The 17,273-nt window shown below is 73.2% G+C and carries 22 protein-coding genes and 2 tRNA genes; 13 read left to right on the top strand and 11 right to left on the bottom strand.

Going from position 1 to position 17,273, the window contains the following annotated elements:
• Positions 1-170: 170 nt before the first annotated feature.
• From MU522_RS03050 to MU522_RS03040, 3 genes are all read left to right on the top strand, one after another.
• On the top strand, positions 171-452 hold the full coding sequence (locus MU522_RS03050; RefSeq protein WP_146355116.1) for a metal-sensitive transcriptional regulator: 282 nt from the start codon (positions 171-173) through the stop codon (positions 450-452).
• A gap of 79 nt (positions 453-531) precedes the next feature.
• Positions 532-620, top strand: a tRNA-Ser gene (locus MU522_RS03045).
• Between the two features lie 79 nt (positions 621-699).
• Positions 700-1,293 (top strand): class I SAM-dependent methyltransferase, encoded by a 594-nt coding sequence (locus MU522_RS03040; protein ID WP_246992379.1) that lies wholly within the window; start codon positions 700-702, stop codon positions 1,291-1,293.
• On the opposite strand, the gene MU522_RS03035 is transcribed toward MU522_RS03040, so the two are convergent.
• On the bottom strand, positions 1,269-1,793 hold the full coding sequence (locus tag MU522_RS03035; RefSeq protein ID WP_246992377.1) for a hypothetical protein: 525 nt from the start codon (positions 1,791-1,793) through the stop codon (positions 1,269-1,271). The two genes, MU522_RS03040 and MU522_RS03035, sit on opposite strands and share 25 nt — an antisense overlap.
• A gap of 178 nt (positions 1,794-1,971) precedes the next feature.
• Here MU522_RS03035 and MU522_RS03030 point away from each other — a divergent pair, with 178 nt between their 5' ends.
• From MU522_RS03030 to MU522_RS03020, 3 genes are all read left to right on the top strand, one after another.
• A complete protein-coding gene (locus tag MU522_RS03030; protein ID WP_246992374.1) occupies positions 1,972-3,081 on the top strand; it encodes a cell wall-binding repeat-containing protein in 1,110 nt (369 codons plus the stop codon).
• A gap of 144 nt (positions 3,082-3,225) precedes the next feature.
• Complete coding sequence (locus MU522_RS03025) at positions 3,226-3,429, top strand: cold-shock protein (protein WP_092666090.1); 204 nt, start codon at positions 3,226-3,228, stop codon at positions 3,427-3,429.
• A gap of 80 nt (positions 3,430-3,509) precedes the next feature.
• Positions 3,510-3,582, top strand: a tRNA-Arg gene (locus tag MU522_RS03020).
• Positions 3,583-3,665: 83 nt separating this feature from the next.
• On the opposite strand, the gene MU522_RS03015 is transcribed toward MU522_RS03020, so the two are convergent.
• The 4 genes from MU522_RS03015 to MU522_RS03000 form a co-directional block, all read right to left on the bottom strand.
• Complete coding sequence (locus tag MU522_RS03015; protein ID WP_128189176.1) at positions 3,666-4,640, bottom strand: ArsA family ATPase; 975 nt, start codon at positions 4,638-4,640, stop codon at positions 3,666-3,668.
• Positions 4,631-4,927: a cory-CC-star protein gene (locus MU522_RS03010; RefSeq protein ID WP_246992372.1), complete on the bottom strand. Its 297-nt coding sequence runs from the start codon at positions 4,925-4,927 to the stop codon at positions 4,631-4,633. Before MU522_RS03010 ends, MU522_RS03015 begins: the two co-directional genes overlap by 10 nt.
• Positions 4,928-4,931: 4 nt before the next feature.
• The gene (locus MU522_RS03005; protein ID WP_246992370.1) at positions 4,932-6,659 is read right to left on the bottom strand and encodes a carbon starvation protein A; all 1,728 of its coding nucleotides are present in this window, start codon (positions 6,657-6,659) and stop codon (positions 4,932-4,934) included.
• 418 nt (positions 6,660-7,077) lie between these two features.
• The gene (locus tag MU522_RS03000) at positions 7,078-7,500 is read right to left on the bottom strand and encodes an OsmC family peroxiredoxin (protein ID WP_246992368.1); all 423 of its coding nucleotides are present in this window, start codon (positions 7,498-7,500) and stop codon (positions 7,078-7,080) included.
• A 102-nt stretch (positions 7,501-7,602) separates the two neighbouring features.
• On the opposite strand from MU522_RS03000, the gene MU522_RS02995 reads away from it, so the two are divergent.
• Positions 7,603-7,974 carry an FKBP-type peptidyl-prolyl cis-trans isomerase gene (locus tag MU522_RS02995; RefSeq protein ID WP_246992366.1) on the top strand — a complete coding sequence of 124 codons (372 nt, stop codon included), beginning with the start codon at positions 7,603-7,605 and terminating at the stop codon, positions 7,972-7,974.
• A gap of 175 nt (positions 7,975-8,149) precedes the next feature.
• Here the strand turns inward: MU522_RS02995 and MU522_RS02990 are convergent, their stop codons facing one another.
• Positions 8,150-9,493 carry an FAD-linked oxidase C-terminal domain-containing protein gene (locus tag MU522_RS02990; protein ID WP_246992364.1) on the bottom strand — a complete coding sequence of 448 codons (1,344 nt, stop codon included), beginning with the start codon at positions 9,491-9,493 and terminating at the stop codon, positions 8,150-8,152.
• Complete coding sequence (locus tag MU522_RS02985; protein WP_246992362.1) at positions 9,490-10,035, bottom strand: histidine phosphatase family protein; 546 nt, start codon at positions 10,033-10,035, stop codon at positions 9,490-9,492. The genes MU522_RS02990 and MU522_RS02985 overlap by 4 nt, the downstream gene beginning before the upstream one ends.
• A gap of 92 nt (positions 10,036-10,127) precedes the next feature.
• Here MU522_RS02985 and MU522_RS02980 point away from each other — a divergent pair, with 92 nt between their 5' ends.
• The 4 genes from MU522_RS02980 to MU522_RS02965 are packed head-to-tail and all read left to right on the top strand — an operon-like array spanning position 10,128 to position 12,605.
• A complete protein-coding gene (locus MU522_RS02980) occupies positions 10,128-10,631 on the top strand; it encodes a methylated-DNA--[protein]-cysteine S-methyltransferase (protein ID WP_146355239.1) in 504 nt (167 codons plus the stop codon).
• Complete coding sequence (locus MU522_RS02975) at positions 10,628-11,092, top strand: RNA polymerase sigma factor (RefSeq protein ID WP_246992360.1); 465 nt, start codon at positions 10,628-10,630, stop codon at positions 11,090-11,092. The genes MU522_RS02980 and MU522_RS02975 overlap by 4 nt, the downstream gene beginning before the upstream one ends.
• Positions 11,085-11,678 (top strand): methylated-DNA--[protein]-cysteine S-methyltransferase, encoded by a 594-nt coding sequence (locus MU522_RS02970; RefSeq protein WP_246992358.1) that lies wholly within the window; start codon positions 11,085-11,087, stop codon positions 11,676-11,678. Before MU522_RS02975 ends, MU522_RS02970 begins: the two co-directional genes overlap by 8 nt.
• 9 nt (positions 11,679-11,687) lie before the next feature.
• Positions 11,688-12,605: an asparaginase gene (locus tag MU522_RS02965; RefSeq protein WP_246992356.1), complete on the top strand. Its 918-nt coding sequence runs from the start codon at positions 11,688-11,690 to the stop codon at positions 12,603-12,605.
• Here MU522_RS02965 and MU522_RS02960 read toward each other — a convergent pair.
• Positions 12,589-13,224 carry a hypothetical protein gene (locus MU522_RS02960; protein ID WP_246992354.1) on the bottom strand — a complete coding sequence of 212 codons (636 nt, stop codon included), beginning with the start codon at positions 13,222-13,224 and terminating at the stop codon, positions 12,589-12,591. The genes MU522_RS02965 and MU522_RS02960 overlap by 17 nt on opposite strands.
• A gap of 61 nt (positions 13,225-13,285) precedes the next feature.
• On the bottom strand, positions 13,286-14,002 hold the full coding sequence (locus tag MU522_RS02955) for a type 1 glutamine amidotransferase (RefSeq protein ID WP_246992352.1): 717 nt from the start codon (positions 14,000-14,002) through the stop codon (positions 13,286-13,288).
• 34 nt (positions 14,003-14,036) lie between these two features.
• Here MU522_RS02955 and MU522_RS02950 point away from each other — a divergent pair, with 34 nt between their 5' ends.
• The gene (locus tag MU522_RS02950) at positions 14,037-14,804 is read left to right on the top strand and encodes an alpha/beta hydrolase (protein WP_128189188.1); all 768 of its coding nucleotides are present in this window, start codon (positions 14,037-14,039) and stop codon (positions 14,802-14,804) included.
• 17 nt (positions 14,805-14,821) lie between these two features.
• Complete coding sequence (locus tag MU522_RS02945; protein ID WP_246992350.1) at positions 14,822-15,169, top strand: hypothetical protein; 348 nt, start codon at positions 14,822-14,824, stop codon at positions 15,167-15,169.
• Between the two features lie 229 nt (positions 15,170-15,398).
• On the opposite strand, the gene MU522_RS02940 is transcribed toward MU522_RS02945, so the two are convergent.
• Positions 15,399-16,163, bottom strand: coding sequence for a winged helix-turn-helix domain-containing protein (locus MU522_RS02940; protein ID WP_281440017.1), 765 nt, complete (start codon positions 16,161-16,163; stop codon positions 15,399-15,401).
• A 423-nt stretch (positions 16,164-16,586) separates the two neighbouring features.
• Complete coding sequence (upp, locus tag MU522_RS02935; RefSeq protein ID WP_146355255.1) at positions 16,587-17,225, bottom strand: uracil phosphoribosyltransferase; 639 nt, start codon at positions 17,223-17,225, stop codon at positions 16,587-16,589.
• Positions 17,226-17,273 lie beyond the last annotated feature (48 nt).

Raw genomic sequence — 17,273 nt, 5'->3', positions numbered from 1 at the left:
ACGTGCTGGCCGCAGCCGGCCCAGGTCGGCTTGCCGCAGGTGTCGCAAGTGATGCGCATGCACATGGTGTGGTCCTCTCGTCTCTCTGCTCTTGATACCCCGGGGGGTATGTCTCTACGATACCCCGAGGGGTATCCTTGTTGTCAACACCACGAAGGAAGCAGGTCATCATGGCGAGCGAACTGGCAGCCGGGCTCGACGCCGAGGCGCAGCGCAAGATCATCAACCGGCTCCGCCGCGCCCACGGGCAGCTCGGCGCCGTCATCGCGGCGGTCGAGCAGGAGGCGCACTGCCGCGACATCGTGCAGCAGCTCTCCGCGGTCTCGAAGGCGGTCGACCGGGCGGGCTTCCTCGTCGTCTCGACCGCGCTCCGCGAGTGCCTGACCGATCCCGAGGGCGACGACACCGCGCAGGTGGAGGAGCTCGAGAAGCTCTTCCTGTCGCTCGCCTGACGGGGCCCGCGCGCCCGGCGGCGAAGCGCATCCGCACCCTTTGGTAGCATTGCGGTCGGCCTGCCTGACGGCGGGCCGAGGAGACGTCGCATAGTCCGGCCTAGTGCACCACCCTGCTAAGGTGGAGTCCCCAATAGGGGACCGAGGGTTCAAATCCCTCCGTCTCCACAGCACGCAGACGCCGCTCCACACCCGGGCCACCGGAGATGGGGCGGCGTTCTCCGTTCCCGGCCGCGATGATGGCCCCATGACGCACGCAGCACGCTCGTACTGGGACGGCCAGGCGGCCGCGTTCGACGACGACCCCGACCACGGGCTGCGCGAGCCCGCGGTCCGCGCTGCCTGGCGCACGCTGCTGCGGGGCCACCTGCCGCCGGCTCCTGCTGACGTGGCCGACCTCGGCTGCGGCACCGGCACGCTCAGCGTGCTGCTCGCCGAGGACGGCCACCGGGTCCGCGGCCTCGACGTCTCCGAGCAGATGCTCGTGGCCGCCCGCCGCAAGGCAGCCGCTGCCGGGGTCGACGTGGTGCTCGAGCAGGGCGACGCCGCCGATCCGCCCTACGAGGCCGCCTCGTTCGACGTCGTGCTGTCGCGGCACGTGCTGTGGGCGATGCCCGACCCCGCGGCCGCGCTCGCCCGATGGAGCACGCTGCTGCGGCCCGGCGGGCGCCTCCTGCTGATCGAGGGATCCTGGTCCACCGGTGCGGGCCTCCGCGCCAGCGCCGTCGAGCGCCTGCTCGCCGAGCTCGGCCGGTCGGCCGCGGTGCAGGTGCTCGACGACTCCGGCTACTGGGGCCGGGAGATCGACGACGAGCGCTACCTGGTCGTGAGCGCCGGCTGAGACAGGCCGCCGTGGCGCTCGCGGCCGGCGCAGGCACCGGGATACGCTCCGAACGGCGGTTCGCCGTCGCCCCTTGCCGCACCAGCATTGGACGCCGCATGCTCCGCAGACTGCTCGCCGTCACCGCCGCCGCCGCGCTCGCCGTCACCGGCATGCCCGCCGCGCCCACCGCGACCTCCGCCGCTGCCGCGGGGGCGGTGCAGCTGCCCACCGGCGAGGTCGTGCCGGTCGAGCACCTCGACGAGGTGCGGGCCGTCTTCGACGGGATCAACGATTACCGGGCATCCGCCGGACTCCCGAGGCTGCGCTTCGCGCCCGACCTCTTCGCGCTCGCGCAGAGCTGGAGCGACCAGATGGCCGCGACGGGCAGCTTCGTGCACCGCCAGGAGCACTGGACGCTCTACCCGCCGGGCCTCACGGGCGGCGGCGAGATCATCGCCGCTCGCACGGGCGACAACGCCGCCGGGCTGGTGCAGCAGTGGATCGACTCCCCGCCGCATCGATCGATGATGCTGGGGCCGCGCCACTCCGTGATGGGCGTCGGCATCGCCTTCGGGCGCTACCTGTACGGCACCACGAACTTCGGCACGATGCCCGAAGGCAGCACGACGCCCACCTTCGCCTCGATCGACGACTGGATCGCGAGCGGAGGCGAGGTCTCGCGCGACGACGTCGTTGGTGCGCTCCGCGACGTCGGCGACGGTGGATGCGAGCGCTCGCCTCTGGCCCTGGGGTGCGGGGGAGTGGCGCGAGGGCCACGACTTCGAGGCGAGCATCGTGGGCACGCCGGGCGCCGTGCACCGCGTCTGCGTGCGCGCCGAGGACTCGTTCGGGGCGGGCCAGCCGGAGTCGCTCGGCTGCCGCACGGTCGAGATGCCGATCGAAGCCGCGCGCCTCGCAGGCGCCAACCGCTACGAGACGGCCGTCGAGGTCTCGCGCGCGTACAACGACCCCGCGGCGGTCGACACCGTCTACCTCGCCACCGGCGAGCGCTATCCCGACGCACTCGCGCTCGCGCCGGCAGCCGCCCAGGAGGGCAGCGCGCTGCTGCTGACGCCGCAGTCGGCGCTGCTGGACGTCGTCGCCGACGAGCTGCAGCGGCTGACACCGGATGCCGTGGTCATCGTGGGCGCGGAAGACTCGGTCTCGCCCGAGGTCGAGGCGCAGGTCGCCGCCGCCCTGCCGAGCGCGACGGTCGAGCGGCTGGCCGGATCGAACCGCTACGAGACGGCGGTCATGATCGCGCGCGCGGTGTTCCCCGATGCGACGACCGCCTACGTCGCATCCGGCCGCCTCTTCCCCGACGCGCTGTCGGCCGCGCCGGCCGCTGCCGCGGCGGATGCGCCGGTGCTGCTGACGCCGGCGGGGAGCCTGCCGGAGAGCGTGCGCGCCTACCTCGAGGAGAGCGGCATCGCGTCGACCGTCGTCGCGGGCGGCGAGCCCAGCGTGTCGGCCGACGTCGAGGCGCAGCTGCGCGAGGTGGTCGGGGTGGCGCCGCAGCGGATCGCCGGCAGCGACCGCTACGAGACCAACCGGCTGCTCGCCGCATCCGCCGGTGTCGCGGGCTCGCCGAACGTGCTGCTCGCGTCGGGGCAGAACTTCCCCGACGCGCTCGCGGGCGCGGCGATCGCCGCGGGCGCGGGCCCGCTGCTGCTGGCCGGACGGCTCTGCGTGCCCGACGGCACGGTCGCGATGATCCGCGAGCAGTACCGGCCAGAGCAGCTCGTGGTGCTCGGCGGCGAGCCGACGCTCTCCGCCGCCTCGGCGGCGCTGACGCGCTGCGGCTGAGGCCCGCGGCGGCCGGCGCCGGGGGCCCTCTGCGAGATTTCTCAGCAGCGGAACGCGATGACCGCTACGCTTGCCGTGGCGCAGGACGATTCTTGTTCTGCGCTTTTCGCGCGGCTCAGGCCGCACAGCATGATTGAAGGAAATATGGCAACCGGCACCGTCAAGTGGTTCGACTCCGGCAAGGGCTTCGGCTTCATCGCTCCGGACGACGGCGGCAAGGATCTGTTCGCTCACTACAGCCAGATCCAGTCCAACGGCTTCAAGACCCTCGAAGAGGCTCAGGCAGTCGAGTTCGAGATCGTTGAGGGCAACAAGGGCCCCCAGGCTGCGAACATCCGCCCCCTGTGAGCCTGGGCGCGTCCATGACGCGCCTCGATTCGCGTCGACGGCCAGTGATCGGGTAGTCTGATCGCTGGCCGTTCGGCCAAGCGCCCGTAGCTCAACGGATAGAGCATCTGACTACGGATCAGAAGGTTGGGGGTTCGAGTCCCTCCGGGCGCGCACTGTGTTGAGACAGTAGTGAAGGCCACCTGCGAGAGCAGGTGGCCTTCGTGGTCTCTCGGCGCCAAGCGCGCGCCGACGACTCAGGCGCTCGGCGGGGCCACGTGATCGGCGAGGATCCGCAGCGCGTCCGCGCCGGCCAGATCGCCGGGCAGCAGCGGGACCTCCACGAGGGGGAGCCCTGCGAGCGCCGAGCGGAGCCGCGCCAGCTGCTGCTCCTCCTGCTCGCGCCGCGCTGCCAGGAGTGCGCCCTCGTCGGCCGGCGAGCGGCGGTTCACGATGATCGCGGCGGGATCGATGCCGAGCGCCGCGAGCTGCTCGACGACGTCGACCGATTCGGCGACGGGCAGCCGCTCCGCGACCGTGACGACGACGAACGACGTCTGCGTCGCATCCGTCACGACGCTGCGCATGTGCGCGAAGCGATCGCGGCGAGCGACGAGCGTGCGTCGCAGCTCGGCATCGGCGGTCGGCTCCTCGTCCTTGACACCCACGATGCCTTGCGCGGCGGCGGCGAAGCGGTCGGACCGATCGCGACTGGCGAGCAGCGTGGCGGTCCAGCTGCCGAGCTGCTCGGGGAGCGCGAGCAGGCGCAGGGTGTGACCCGACGGCGCCGTGTCGAAGATGACCAGGTCGTGCGTCTCCTGGCTGCTCGAGACGAGCTCCGCGACGCGCTCGAGCACGGCCGACTCGTGGCTCCCGGGCGCTGACCTCGCCTGGTCGAGGTGCTGCTGGGCCGAGGCGTGCAGGCGCTCGGGCAGCAGGCGTCGCATGGTGGCCCCGACCGCGGCGAAGTGCCGGTCGATGGTCGACTGCGGATCGATCTCGAGCGCATCCACCCATCCGTGGTCGGTCGTGAGCACGCGCACCGGCTCGTCCGAGAGCTCGCGATCCCAGATGTGCCCGAGGTTGTGGGCCGGATCGGTGGAGACGAGCAGCACGCGACCGCCGTCGCGGGCGCGCGCCACCGCGAGCGCGGCCGAGACCGAGGTCTTGCCGACCCCGCCCTTGCCGCCGACGAAGAGGATGCGTCGGGAGCGCGCGATCGCTAGCAGCATGCGATGTGGTCCAACGGGGATCGGGGGATGCCGACGCGCCGGTGCCAGGCGTGGAAGTCGTCCCAGACGGCCGGCAGCAGCTCGGCTGAGTAGTACGCGGCCGGATCGGGCACGCCGAGCGCCTCGCCGAGGACGACGATCATGAACAGGTCGTCCTCGTCACGCTGCTCGCGGAGGAAGGTGCGGCGGTAGGGACCGACGTAGAACTCGTGCAGCCCGTCGCGCAGCGCGGCCCAGCGCCGAGAGCGATGCTCCCGGCGCTGGGCCCCGCGGCGGGCGGGGATCACGTGCTCAGACGCGCTCTCGCTCGGCGACGAGCTGGGCGTCCTCGTGCTCGTGCTCCGGCGGCTCCTTCATCGCGCGGCGCATCGCGAGCACGGCCTCGATGCCGACCCAGACGCTCGCGACGATGATGACGACGTCGAGGGCGAACAGCAGCCAGTCGGCGTTGCCCGGTGCCGCGAAGCTCGTGAGCTGCTCGATCGCCGCCCAGAACGACAGCACGAAGACGAGCGTGAGCGGGATGAGCGCCGGCCACGGGTTGCGCCGCTTGCGGATGAGCATGACGGCGATGATCGACAGGGTGAGGGATGCGAGGAGTTGGTTCGTCGTGCCGAAGAGCGGCCAGATGCGCAGGCCGCCCTCGCCGCCGAGCCCCTGCGAGAAGGTGAGGCCGAGACCGACCACGACGACGACGAGCGTCGCCGGGACCTTCGTGATCCTGACCTTGAACGCATCCCCGATCTCCTGCACGACGAAGCGCAGCAGGCGCATGCCCGTGTCCATCGTGGTCGCGGCGAAGAGCACCGCCATGGTGGCGAGCACGGTCGCGCTCAGCGACGCGGGCAGGCCGAGGCCGTTCTCCATCAGGGCGCCGCCGCCCTGCACGAAGGCCGTGACGCCGCCGGCGCCGAACTCGCTGTAGATCGACTCCCACTCGGCAGCCGACTGGAAGCCGCCGATCACGGCCAGGATCGTGCCGAGCGACAGCATTCCCTCGCCGACGGCTCCGAAGTAGCCGACGAAGCGAGCATCCGTCTCCTTGTCGATCTGCTTCGACGTCGTGCCCGAGGAGACCATGCCGTGGAAGCCCGAGATGGCGCCGCACGCGATCGTGACGAAGAGCAAGGGCACCATGCTCGGGGTGCCCTCCGGCAGGGCGGTGTTGATCATCGGGGCGACGATGTCGGGCGGGTTCGCCGAGAAGAGCGCGCCGATCAGCACGGCGCCGAAGAGCAGGATGAGCCCGACGAAGAGCTGCACCCCGTTGATGTAGTCGCGCGGCTGCAGCAGCACCCAGACCGGCAGCAGCGAGGCGATCGCGCCATAGATGAACAGGGCGAGGATCCAGAAGGTGGCGGGCGTCATGCCGAGGAACGACTCGGGCAGCACGACCGGGACGCTGTCGCCGACGACGATGAGCGCATACAGGGCGACGACGCCGACGATCGTGACGGGGATGAGCGGCCAGCGCATGCGGTAGACGGCCAGGCCGACGAGCAGGGCGACGACGATCGCGCCCCACGTGGGGATGACGGCCGTGGGGGTGCTGATGAGCAGGTTCTTGATGACGACCGCGAAGGCGGCGATCACCATGAGCAGCAGCAGGAAGATCACGACGAGGAACAGGTTGGCGCCGCGCTTGCCGATGTAGCGGCCGGAGAGCGCGCCGATCGACTTGCCCTTGTTGCGCAGCGACGCCCACAGCGCGCCGAGGTCGTGCATGCCGGCGAAGAAGACGGTGCCGAGCGTGACCCACAGGAGGGCGGGCAGCCAGCCCCAGATGACGGCGATCGCCGGACCGACGATCGGCGCGGCACCTGCGACCGAGGTGAAGTGGTGGCCCCACAGGATGAACTTGCTCGTCGGGACGTAGTCGACGCCGTCGTTGAGGTCGTGGGCCGGGGTCTTGAACCCGGAGTCGAGCTGGAAGACCCGTCTCGCGAGGTACTTGGAGTAGATGAGGTAGCCGCCGGCGAACATCGCCAGGCCGATCACCATGAGCACAAGGGAACCCATCGGGTCTGTCCTTCCGTCGCGCGCCGTTGCGGGATGACGTCCGGCGCACCGGACGCCGCACGCTCACGACCTTAGTGGAATCCAGGGGTTCGCCCAGGATCTGCGCATCACGTCGAGTTCCGGGCGCAACGCACCGCGGCCGCGGACCGACCCGGAGGTCGGCCCGCGGCCGCGGTGTGGGAGGGCTGCCTAGAGGCTGCCGCCGCCCATGATGATGAAGTCGTCGTCGCCCATGATGATGAAGTCGTCATCGCCGCCGCGAAGCGTCACGAGCAGGTGGGTGGGAAGCTGCTTGAAGTACACAGACGCTCCTTGCTTCTGTTGGTTGACCCCGTCACCTCTAGTTGTAGCCGGTGCGCGGGAGAGTTGCTACTGCTGAATGTAGGGCATTCCGAGGGATTCTCGGAAGATTCGTTCCCTAGCTCTGCAGGGTGGCGGACTCCAGCTGGATCTCGACGCCGGCGAGCGCCTGCGAGACGGGGCAGCCCGACTTCGCCTCCTCGGCGATGCGGGCGAACTCCTCCTGGTCGATGCCGGGCACCACGCCGGTCACCGACAGCACGCTCGTGGTGATGCTCTTGCCGGGCTCGAACGACACCTTCGCGCTCGTCTGCAGCGACTCCGGGGCGTGGCCGGCCTCGTCGAGCGCGTGCGAGAACGCCATGGCGTAGCAGCTCGCGTGGGCCGCCGCGATGAACTCCTCCGGCGTCGTCGCGCCGCCCTCCTCGGCCCGCGCCTTCCAGGTCACGTCGAAGGTCGACCCGGTGCCGAGCGTGGTCGTGCCCGACCCGCTGCTCAGGGCGCCGCTCCAGCTGGTGCTCGCGTTCGAGGTGATGGCCATGGGATGTCCTCCTTGCGTTCGCGTGCCCGCGGTGCGCGGGCCGACGCCCTCAGGCTACGCACCGCATCCGACCGTCCACTGCGCGCGTGCTTGGATGGAGCCATGACTGAGAAGCCCGAGATCGAGGCCCCCGAGGGCCCTGCACCCACTGAGCTCGAGATCACCGACATCACCGTCGGCGGCGGTGAGGAGGCGGTGGCCGGCAAGCAGGTCAGCGTCCACTACGTCGGCGTCACCCACTCCGGCGGCGAGGAGTTCGACGCCTCCTACAACCGCGGCGCGCCGCTCGAGTTCCCGCTCGGCGTCGGCATGGTCATCAAGGGCTGGGAGCAGGGCATCGAGGGCATGCGCGTCGGCGGACGCCGCCGCCTCGTCATCCCGCCGCACCTGGCCTACGGCGAGCGCGGCGCCGGCGGCGTCATCGGCCCGAACGAGACGCTGATCTTCGTCTGCGACCTCGTCGCCGTCAAGTAACGACACCGCACTGACGCAGGAGGAGGCCCCGAGCGGGCCTCCTCCTTCGGCGTCTGCGCGGGCGGCCGGGCGTCGACCGGTCAGGTGGCCGCTCAGCCGGACTATCCGGTCGGCCGCGCACCTGACCGGTTGACGGACGAGGGCTCGGAGCGGCGGGCGGCAGCAGGCGGCCGGCTCAGACCGCCTTGCCCGGGTTCAGGATGCCGGCCGGGTCGAACGCCGCCTTCACCGCACGCTGCAGCGCCAGCTGCCGCTCGCCCAGCTCGTCGACGAGCCACCGGCGCTTCAGGATGCCGACGCCGTGCTCGCCCGTGAGCGTGCCGCCCATCGCGATCGCCGCCTCGAAGACCTCGTCGGCGCACGCCCAGATGGCGGGCGACGGCTCGGGGCCGTCGAAGACGAAGGTCGGGTGCAGGTTGCCGTCGCCCGCGTGGGCGGTGGTCGCGAGCCGCACGCCGTGCCGCGCGGCCGCCTCGTCGCATGCGCGGAACATGTCGGCGAGCCGCGACCGCGGCACCGAGACGTCCTCGACGAGCACGGTGCCGAACGACTCGAGCGCCCAGTGCACCTGCCTGCGCACCTGCACCAGCACATCCGCCCGGCCCGGGTCGTCGGTGCGCTCGACGCGCCCGCCGTGGGCGGCGAGGATCTGCGCGACCGTCTCGGAGCTCGCCTCGGCGCCCAGGTCGTCGGTCTGCACGAGCACGAACGCGCCGTGCATCGGCTGCCCGGAGTAGGCGGCGAGCATCGTCACCGCGTCGCGGCCGACGAACTCCATGATGGCGGGGCGGATGCGCGCGGCCGTGACCGCGGTGCACGCGGCGGCGGCGATGGCCTCGTCCTCGAAGAACGCGCCGACCGTCCAGATGCCGCCCTCGACGAGCGGCCGCAGCTTGAGCGTGGCGCCGACGATGATGCCGAGCGTGCCCTCGGAGCCGATCAGCAGCGCCGTCAGGTCGAGGCCGGTGACGCCCTTCACCGTGCGGTGGCCGGTCGTGATGAGGCTGCCGTCGGCGAGCACGACGTCGAGCGCGAGCACCCACTCGCGCGTGACGCCGTACTTCGCGCACAGCAGGCCCCCGGCGTTGGTGGCGATGTTGCCGCCGACGGTCGAGATGGCACGGCTGGCCGGGTCGGGCGGCCACCACAGGCCGTGGGCGGCGAGCAGGTCGTTCAGCTCGGCGTTGCGGATGCCCGGTTCGACCACGCAGGACTGGTCGACGAGGGAGACGTGGAGCAGGCTGCGCATCCGGTCGACCGAGACGACCAGCTCTCCCGCGCCGGCGATCGCGCCGCCCGCGAGCCCGGTGCCGGCCGCGCGCGGCACCACCGCGACGCGGTGCTCGCTCGCCCAGCGCATCGCGGCCTGCACGTGCTCGACCGACTCCGCCTCGACGATCGCGAGCGGCGCGGCCGCCGAGCGGTGGCCCGACTTGTCGGCGCGCGCGACGTCGAGCGACGCCGGGTCGGTGACCAGCACGTGGTCGGGCAGCGCCGCCCGCAGCGCCTCGAGGCTCACTTGCGCACCAGGCCGTCGACGAGCTGCCACGCGCCGGGCGTGCCGGCGAAGCGCACCGAGTGGGCGTTGTCGGGCGTGCGGGTCTCGAGGCCGGTGACGTGGTCGGTGAACGCGCGGATGAACGTGCCGTGCGTGACGATCACGAGCGCCTCGACCGGGTTGGCGGCGGCGACCTCGTCGATCGCGGCGACGGCGCGCCGCTGCAGGTCGTCGAAGTCCTCCTCGCCGGGCCAGTCGGTGCCGAAGCGCTCGACCGCCTGCTCCTTCGTGAGGCCCTCCGCCTGGCCGTAGGCGCGCTCGATGAGGCTCGGGTAGCGGCCGCACACCTCGAGCCCCAGCGCGGCGGCGATGATGTCGGCGGTGACGGCCGCGCGCTCGAGCGGCGACGAGACGACCGCGCCCCAGTGCTCGCCCGCGAGCAGCCGCGCGGCGGTGTGCGCCTGGGCGATGCCCGTCTCGTTGAGCGGGATGTCGCTCGAGCCCTGCAGGCGCCCGTCGCGGTTGAAGTCGGTCTGGCCGTGACGGACGAGGGCGATCTGCATGCTCCGAGCCTACGGCGGTGCCGATCCGCCCCATCCACAGCCTCACATCCCGGGCGCCTCGCGCGTTGGCAGGGTATGAGAGGAATGCGGCCATGACCCACACCATCATCGACAGCCCCATCGGCAGCCTCACGCTCGTGCGCGGCGACGAGGGGCTCACCGGCATCTTCATGCCCGACCACCGGCCGGTGCCCGACGAGACGGCCTTCGGCGACCGCGACGACGCGGCCTTCGCCGACGCGGCGCAGCAGCTCGCCGAGTACTGGGCGGGGGAGCGCACCGCCTTCGACCTGCCGCTCGCGCCGGTCGGCACGCCGTTCCAGCAGCGCGTCTGGCAGGCGCTGCGCGAGATCCCGTACGGCGAGACGCGCACGTACGGCTGGATCGCCGAGCGCATCGGGCAGCCCACCGCCGTGCGGGCGGTCGGCCTCGCGAACGGCCGCAACCCCTGCTCGATCGTCGTGCCGTGCCACCGGGTCGTCGGCTCGAGCGGGGCGCTCACCGGCTACGCGGGCGGGGTCGAGCGCAAGCGGTTCCTGCTCGACCTCGAGCGCGGCGACGGGCTCGCGGGCGCCGGGCTAGATTCGGTCGCGTGACCCGTGCGCCGTTCGAGACGATCGTCGCCGCGCACGGCGCGCGGGTGTGGCGGGTGTGCCGTGCGCTGCTCGACGAGCCCGACGCCGACGACGCGTGGAGCGACACGTTCCTCGCGGCCCTCGAGGCCTACCCTCGGCTGCGGCACGACACGAGCATCGAGGGCTGGCTCGTGACCATCGCGCACCGCAAGGCCATCGACGTGCTGCGCCGGCGCGCGCGGCTCGTCGTCGGCGATGTGCCCGAGCGGCCCGCGCCGCCCGAGGGCCGCGACCTCGACCTGGCCCGCGCGCTCTCGCTGCTGCCCACCCGGCAGCGCGAGGCGGTCGTGCTGCACCACCTCGGCGGGCTGCCGTTCGCCGAGGTGGCGGCCGTGCTCGAGTCGTCGACGGATGCGGTGCGGCGCGCCTCGTCCGACGGCGTGCGGCGCCTGCGCGCACTGATGGGCGGCGACCATGGCTGACCTGCCCGGCGCGCTCCCCGCGCCCCCGCTCGACGCGCTGCGCGCGCGGCTCGCCGAGCGCGCGGCGGCGGCGGGGCTCCTCGACGTCGCCTACCGCTCCCTCGACACCGCGCTCGGCACGCTGCTCGTCGCCGCGACGCCCGCGGGACTCGTGTCGGTCACCTTCGACGGCGCCCATCCCGGGCAGACCCTCGACCGGCTCGCGGCCGAGCTCAGCCCGCGGGTGCTCGAGGCCCCCGCTCGGCTCGACGATGCGGCTCGCCGGCTCGAGCGGCTCATCGCCGGTCGCGCGCGGGCCTTCGACGGCCCGCTCGACCTCTCGCTCGCGCGCGGCTTCGGCCGCGAGGTCGTCGAGCGGCTGCGCGAGATCCCCTACGGCGAGACCCGCTCGTACGCCGAGGTCGCCGCGGCCGTCGGCTCGCCGCGAGCGGTGCGCGCGGTCGGCACGGCCTGCAGGCGCAACCCGCTGCCGATCGCCATCCCGTGCCACCGGGTGGTGCGCAGCGACGGCTCGCTCGGCCAGTACGCGGGCGGCACCGAGGCCAAGCGCCTGCTGCTGGGCGTCGAGGCCGCCCGGCGCGGGTAGCGTGAATCCATGCCTGCCACCGAGCTCCTCGCCGTCATCGACCGCGACGGCTTCGTCGAATCAGAGCACCGCGGGGTCGCCGCGCTCGTCGACCCCGACGGCCGCGTCCTCGAGGCCCACGGCCCCGTCGACCGCCCGTTCCTCGCCCGCAGCGCGCTCAAGCCGCTCTTCGCGGCCGCGCTCCTCGACGCCGGCCTGATCGAGCTCGAGCCTGCGCACGCGGCGCTCGCGAGCGCGAGCCACTGGGCCGACGACGAGCACGTGACGACCGCGCGGGCGATGGCGGCCGCGCACGGCGTCGACGAGGATGCGCTCCGCTGCCCGCCGATGAAGGCACCCGATGGCACGCAGCGGCGCTTCGCCCACATGTGCGTCGGCAAGCACATCGCGATGGCGGCCTCGGCCCGCGCGATGGGTGCGCCCGAGGAGTACTGGGCCGATGCCCACCCGATCGAGGCCGTGCTGCGGTCGAGCCTCGCCGAGGCGACGGGCGAGCCGATCAGCGGCTTCGCGCACGACGGGTGCGGCGCGCTCGTCTTCCCGACGACCCCCGTCGGCCTCGCGCGGGCGTTCCGCCGCCTCGCGCCCGACGGCACCGGCGGCCACCGCGCGGTCGGCGACGCGATGCGCGCGCATCCGACCCTCATCGACGGCGCGGGCCGCCCCGACGCGGTCGTGATCGCGGCGACCGGATGCGCGACGAAGTTCGGCGCGGAGGGCACGCAGGCGATCGTCGCCCCCGACGGCACCACGGCGGTCGTGAAGTCGGCCGACGGCGCGCGCCGCCCCGGCGCCCCGGTGGCGCTCGCGCTGCTCGAGCGCGCGGGAGCGATCCCGGCGGGCACCCTCGAGTCGCTCGCGGAGCCGCTCGGCCTGATCCAGAAGAGCGCCGACGAGCCGGTCGGGCGCCTCAGCGTCGTGGTCTGACCGCGGCCGTCGGCCGCGCGCGCGGCGCGCCGGCCAGCAGCACGGCCGCCTCGAGCGAGAGGGCGATGAGCGGGCCGTGCGGGTAGTAGCCGGTGGCGAGCACACCTGCGACGAGCACCACGAGCGTGACCGCCAGCAGCGCCCTGACCCACCGTCGCCAGCGCCGGGCGCTCACCGCGGCGAGCACGCCGGCCAGGCCGATGACGACCAGCAGCGGCCCCTCCGCGCCCCAGAGCACGTGGAGCGGCGCCGTGGGGGGAGTGCTGAGATAGCTGACGGGGGTGATGATCGCGCCGAGCAGGACGGTGACGGCGAACACCGTGCCGCCCCAGCGGGCGCGCCGCAGATCGGGCAGCAGCGCAGCGCCGATCGCGAGGAACGACACGCCCGTGAGCGCGCCGAAGACGACGTAGGGGTCGTCCACGGCACCCCGCAGCGCCCGCCACGGCTCGAGGCGGCTGAGCGCCGCGACCCAGGGGGCGCCCCAGTCGGCCGCGGTCAGCGGCAGCAGCAGCAGCGCCCACAGCCCACCAGCGAGGGAGAGCGCGATGCGCCCGCGCCGGACGGGGTCGGCGAGCTCGGGCGGCGGCGTCGGCGCGGCCCGCGTCCGGGTGGTCACGCGCCATGCCTAGCCGGGCGCGCCGCGCGCGGGAAGAGGTGACCGCGGTGCCGCTCCGCCCCTAGGCGACGAGCGCCGGCGCCTCCGCGTCCATCCTCGCCGCGCACGCCGCGGCGAACGCGCCGAAGCCGCGCTCGACGACGCCGAGCAGCGTCGGGTCGGTCGCGAGGTGGCGGCGCCACCCGGCCACCGCATCCGGGCTCCGCAGCTGCGAGAGCGTCGGCGAGGCCACGGAGTCCCACAGGCGCATGACGCGGTCGTCGGCCTCGAGGTGGAACTGCATGCCGACGGCCGAGCCGTAGCGGAACGCCTCGTTCTCGACGGTCGCGCTCCGGGCGAGGAGCGTCGCTCCTGGAGGCAGCGACACCACGTCGCTGTTCCAGCGCATCGCGCCGAGCCGCCCGACGTGGCCGCCCAGCCACGGCTCGGGCTCGAGCACGTCGATGTCGACGATGCCCACCTCGTCGACCGCGCCCTCGCGGTGCTCGCCGCCGAGCGCCCGGCCGAGGATCTGGTGGCCGAGGCACAGGCCGAGCACGGGGACCTCGGCGTCGATCGCGCGGAGCGCCAGGTCGGCCGTCAGCTGCAGCGAGGGGAACGCGTCGACGTCGGCGGCGCTCATCTGCCCGCCGGTGATGACGATGCCGGCGATCTCGTCGAGGGGCGGCAGTGCGGTGGGGAAGACCGCCTCGCGCGTCGGCAGGTGCGACAGCAGCGTGGTCGCGTGGCCGCCCGTCTCGTGCTCGATGTGCTTGATGAACAGGACGGAACGCGGCACCTGGGCTCCCTCTCGCTCGGACTAGCCTCAGGATATGACGGTCTTCGCGATGGCCCCCGACGGCGTGCGCATCGCGCTCCACGAGCTCGGCGACCCGGGCGGCGCCCCCGTGCTGCTCATCCACGGGTTCTCGTCGAACGCGCAGCGCAACTGGATCGACACCGGCTGGGGCGACGCGCTCGCCCAGGCGGGGCTCCGCGGGATCGCCATGGACCTCCGCGGCCACGGCGAGAGCGACCGCCCGTCGACCGGCTACGACGTGCCGCGCTTCGTCGACGACGTCGACGCGGTGCTCGAGCAGCTCGCGCTGCCCGAGGCGCCGGGCGCGATCGGCTACTCGATGGGCGCGCGGCTGCTGTGGCGGCACGCGGGCACCCGGCCGCACGCCTTCCGCGCCCTCGTGCTCGGCGGGCTCCCGGCCGGCGACCCCTTCGAGCGCTTCGACGTCGACCTCGCGCATCGCGCTCTCGAGGAGCAGGCCGAGCCGGGTCGCATGGAGTCGTTCATCGTCGAGCTCGCGAGCGTCTTCCCCGAGCACGACCCAGCGACGCTCGTCACGCTCGCGGGCGAGGTCTCGGCGACGCTCTTCGACCCCGCCCAGGCGCCCCCGACGGTGCCGACGCTCCTGATGACCGGCGAGAAGGACGACCGCGCGGACGACACGGCCGAGCTGCTGCCGCTGCTGCGCGACGGCCGGTTCGAGGCGATCCCCGGGCGCAACCACATCAACGCGCCGACCTCCGGCACCTTCCGGCGCACCGCATCCGCCTTCCTCGCCGAGCATCTGGCCGGCGGGCGCTGAGGCAGGGGAGCAGCGCGATGGCCGACCTCGACGCGGTGGCGGCGCGGCTGACGGCGCTCCTCGACCGCTACCGCCCCGAGCTCGTCGACGGCGCCATCTACGGCGTGCCCGCGTGGGTGTGGCCGGGCGCGACCGGCCACGACTACTTCGCGGCGCTGAAGCGCAACAGGGCCGACGTCGGCGTCTACCTGATCATCATGGATCGCTACCCGGACGACCTCGCGCTCGCGTCGCCGGCGCTGCAGGCGCGTCGCACCGGCCGGGCCACGCTCTCGTTCCGAGCCCTCGACGACGAGCTCGAGCGCGAGCTCGCGGGGCTGCTCGACCGGCTCATGGTGCGCTATCGCGCCGAGCACGGCGGCTGACGGGGCGGATGCGCCGAGGCCGGCGGGCCGGACGCCGCCCGGAGACGATGCAGGGCCGGTCGGGTTCTCCCGACCGGCCCCAGTCCCTTGCACCAAGTGAGGCTTGAGCCTCCGCTTCCGCTGATCGCCACAGCACAACGATCAACGTGCGACGAACGTATAACGGATCGGTAACGAGCGCGCCCAGATATCCCTGAGAAATCCCTGTGCCTCGTCGCGCCGGGCCGCGTCAGAAGCGGTCGGGGCTCGGCCCCGAGGCGAGCACCGTCACGTCGGCGTGGCGGTCGAACCGGTAGCCGGCGCCGCGCACGGTGCGGATGATCTCGGCGTAGCCGCCGAGCTTCGCGCGCAGGCGGCGCACGTGCACGTCGATCGTGCGCTCGTTGGGGCGGTCGTCGGCGTCGGCGTCCCACAGCGCATCGATGATGTCGCAGCGGCCGACGGTCGAGCCCTCGCGCAGCACGATGTGCTGCAGCAGCTCGAACTCGCGGTAGGTGAGCGGCGCGATGTCGTCGCCGATCGCGACGCGCTTGCGCGTCAGATCGATGACGATGCCCGGGTCGGCCTCCGCCTCGACGGCGGGCTGCTGCACCGCCGGGTCGCCGAGCGCGCGGCGCACGACCTCGACGTCGCGGCCGCCCGCGCCGGCGGGTGCGAGTGCCACGGCGGCGTGCGTCTCGGCGCTCGGCGCGAGGCGCGAGGTGAGGGCGCGCAGCTCGCCCACGAGCCGGGCGAGCTCGATGTGGTCGGCGGCGGCGGCGTCCTCGCCGAGGCCGACGTAGAGCACGAAGCCGCGGGCCTCGGTGCCGTCGGGCACGGCGCGCACGGGCGCGGGTGCGGCGGGCGCCGCTGCGGGGGCGGCGGGGCGGATGCGCGGGGCGGCTGCCGGGGCGAAGGCCCGCTCCGGGGCGAGGGCGGCGGTGCCGCTGAAGCGGGGCTGCTGCAGCGACGGGCGGCGGGTGCGGGCGGTGGCGGGGAATGCGGTGATGGTCATGGGAGGGGCCTTCCGGCGTGCGGTCGACGGCCGCGCCGCCCGGCGATGCGGGTACGGCGATGCGGGCCGCCGACTCGAGGAGTCGATCGGTCGTGTGCGAACCGGTGCTGGTTCGGAGGGGACCGCTCTCGTGGGCTGCTCAGGCCCGAGGGTGCGACGGCGTAGGCGTCAGCGACTCCTCATGGAGCGGTCGGACGGTGCGAGCTTCGCTCAAGCACACATTCGACGCATGTCGACCATCGGCATCATCATGCCGTTCGTCCCGTTCGTCGCGAGGACGGACAAGGGGCGGAAGGTGGTCGTCATGCCCGCCAGTATCCCGGGTTCGCTCGCGCGATGTCAAACAGCGCGCGATTGTGACGAAGTGTGACGGCCGGGGCCGCCGGCGCTCATGGACCGTCGGCGTTCAGCGGCCGCCGGCGCTCAGTGACCGACGGTGCCGTAGAGGCGGTCGCCCGCGTCGCCGAGCCCGGGCACGATGAAGCCCTGCTCGTTGAGACGCTCGTCGAGGGCGCCCAGCACGATCGTCACGTCGTGGCCGTCCATGTCGCGCTCGACGCGCTCGAGGCCCTCCGGCGTGCCGAGCAGGCAGATGGCGGTCACGTCGACGGCGCCGCGGTCGAAGAGGAACTGCATCGCCGCGGACAGCGAGCCGCCCGTTGCGAGCATCGGGTCGAGCACGAAGCACTGCCGGTCCGAGAGGTCGTCGGGCAGCCGCTCGGCGTACGTGTACGGCTCGAGGGTCTCCTCGTTGCGGGCCATGCCGAGGAACCCCACCTCGGCGGTCGGCACGAGCGCCGTCATGCCGTCGAGCATCCCGAGCCCGGCGCGCAGGATCGGCACGACGAGCGGCCGCGGCTCGGCGATCTCGACGCCGGTCGTCGTCGTCACCGGCGTCTGGATCTCCTTGGGCGTCACCCGCACGTTGCGCGTGGCCTCGTAGGCGAGCAGCGTCATCAGCTCGCCGACGAGCGAGCGGAAGGTGGGGGAGGGGGTGCGCGCATCCCGCAGCACGGTCAGCTTGTGGGTGACGAGCGGGTGGTCGGCGACGTGGACTCGCATAGGGTTCAGGGTAGTGGGCGCGCAGCGGGGCGCCCGACCCGGGAGGGC

The sequence above is a fragment of the Agrococcus sp. SCSIO52902 genome (genome assembly GCF_022983135.1).
Classification (GTDB): domain Bacteria; phylum Actinomycetota; class Actinomycetes; order Actinomycetales; family Microbacteriaceae; genus Agrococcus; species Agrococcus sediminis.
This window is presented reverse-complemented; position numbering and strand designations above follow the sequence as displayed.

Excerpts from the sequence above, each read along its gene's own strand:
- MU522_RS03050 (WP_146355116.1), top strand. The coding sequence starts at position 171 with ATGGCGAGCGAACTGGCAGCCGGGCTCGACGCCGAGGCGCAGCGCAAG.
- MU522_RS03040 (WP_246992379.1), top strand. The coding sequence starts at position 700 with ATGACGCACGCAGCACGCTCGTACTGGGACGGCCAGGCGGCCGCGTTC.
- MU522_RS03035 (WP_246992377.1), bottom strand. The coding sequence starts at position 1,793 with ATGCGGCGGGGAGTCGATCCACTGCTGCACCAGCCCGGCGGCGTTGTC.
- MU522_RS03025 (WP_092666090.1), top strand. The coding sequence starts at position 3,226 with ATGGCAACCGGCACCGTCAAGTGGTTCGACTCCGGCAAGGGCTTCGGC.
- MU522_RS03015 (WP_128189176.1), bottom strand. The coding sequence starts at position 4,640 with ATGCTGCTAGCGATCGCGCGCTCCCGACGCATCCTCTTCGTCGGCGGC.
- MU522_RS03005 (WP_246992370.1), bottom strand. The coding sequence starts at position 6,659 with ATGGGTTCCCTTGTGCTCATGGTGATCGGCCTGGCGATGTTCGCCGGC.
- MU522_RS03000 (WP_246992368.1), bottom strand. The coding sequence starts at position 7,500 with ATGGCCATCACCTCGAACGCGAGCACCAGCTGGAGCGGCGCCCTGAGC.
- MU522_RS02995 (WP_246992366.1), top strand. The coding sequence starts at position 7,603 with ATGACTGAGAAGCCCGAGATCGAGGCCCCCGAGGGCCCTGCACCCACT.
- MU522_RS02985 (WP_246992362.1), bottom strand. The coding sequence starts at position 10,035 with ATGCAGATCGCCCTCGTCCGTCACGGCCAGACCGACTTCAACCGCGAC.
- MU522_RS02980 (WP_146355239.1), top strand. The coding sequence starts at position 10,128 with ATGACCCACACCATCATCGACAGCCCCATCGGCAGCCTCACGCTCGTG.
- MU522_RS02970 (WP_246992358.1), top strand. The coding sequence starts at position 11,085 with ATGGCTGACCTGCCCGGCGCGCTCCCCGCGCCCCCGCTCGACGCGCTG.
- MU522_RS02965 (WP_246992356.1), top strand. The coding sequence starts at position 11,688 with ATGCCTGCCACCGAGCTCCTCGCCGTCATCGACCGCGACGGCTTCGTC.
- MU522_RS02950 (WP_128189188.1), top strand. The coding sequence starts at position 14,037 with ATGACGGTCTTCGCGATGGCCCCCGACGGCGTGCGCATCGCGCTCCAC.
- MU522_RS02945 (WP_246992350.1), top strand. The coding sequence starts at position 14,822 with ATGGCCGACCTCGACGCGGTGGCGGCGCGGCTGACGGCGCTCCTCGAC.
- MU522_RS02940 (WP_281440017.1), bottom strand. The coding sequence starts at position 16,163 with ATGACCATCACCGCATTCCCCGCCACCGCCCGCACCCGCCGCCCGTCG.
- upp (WP_146355255.1), bottom strand. The coding sequence starts at position 17,225 with ATGCGAGTCCACGTCGCCGACCACCCGCTCGTCACCCACAAGCTGACC.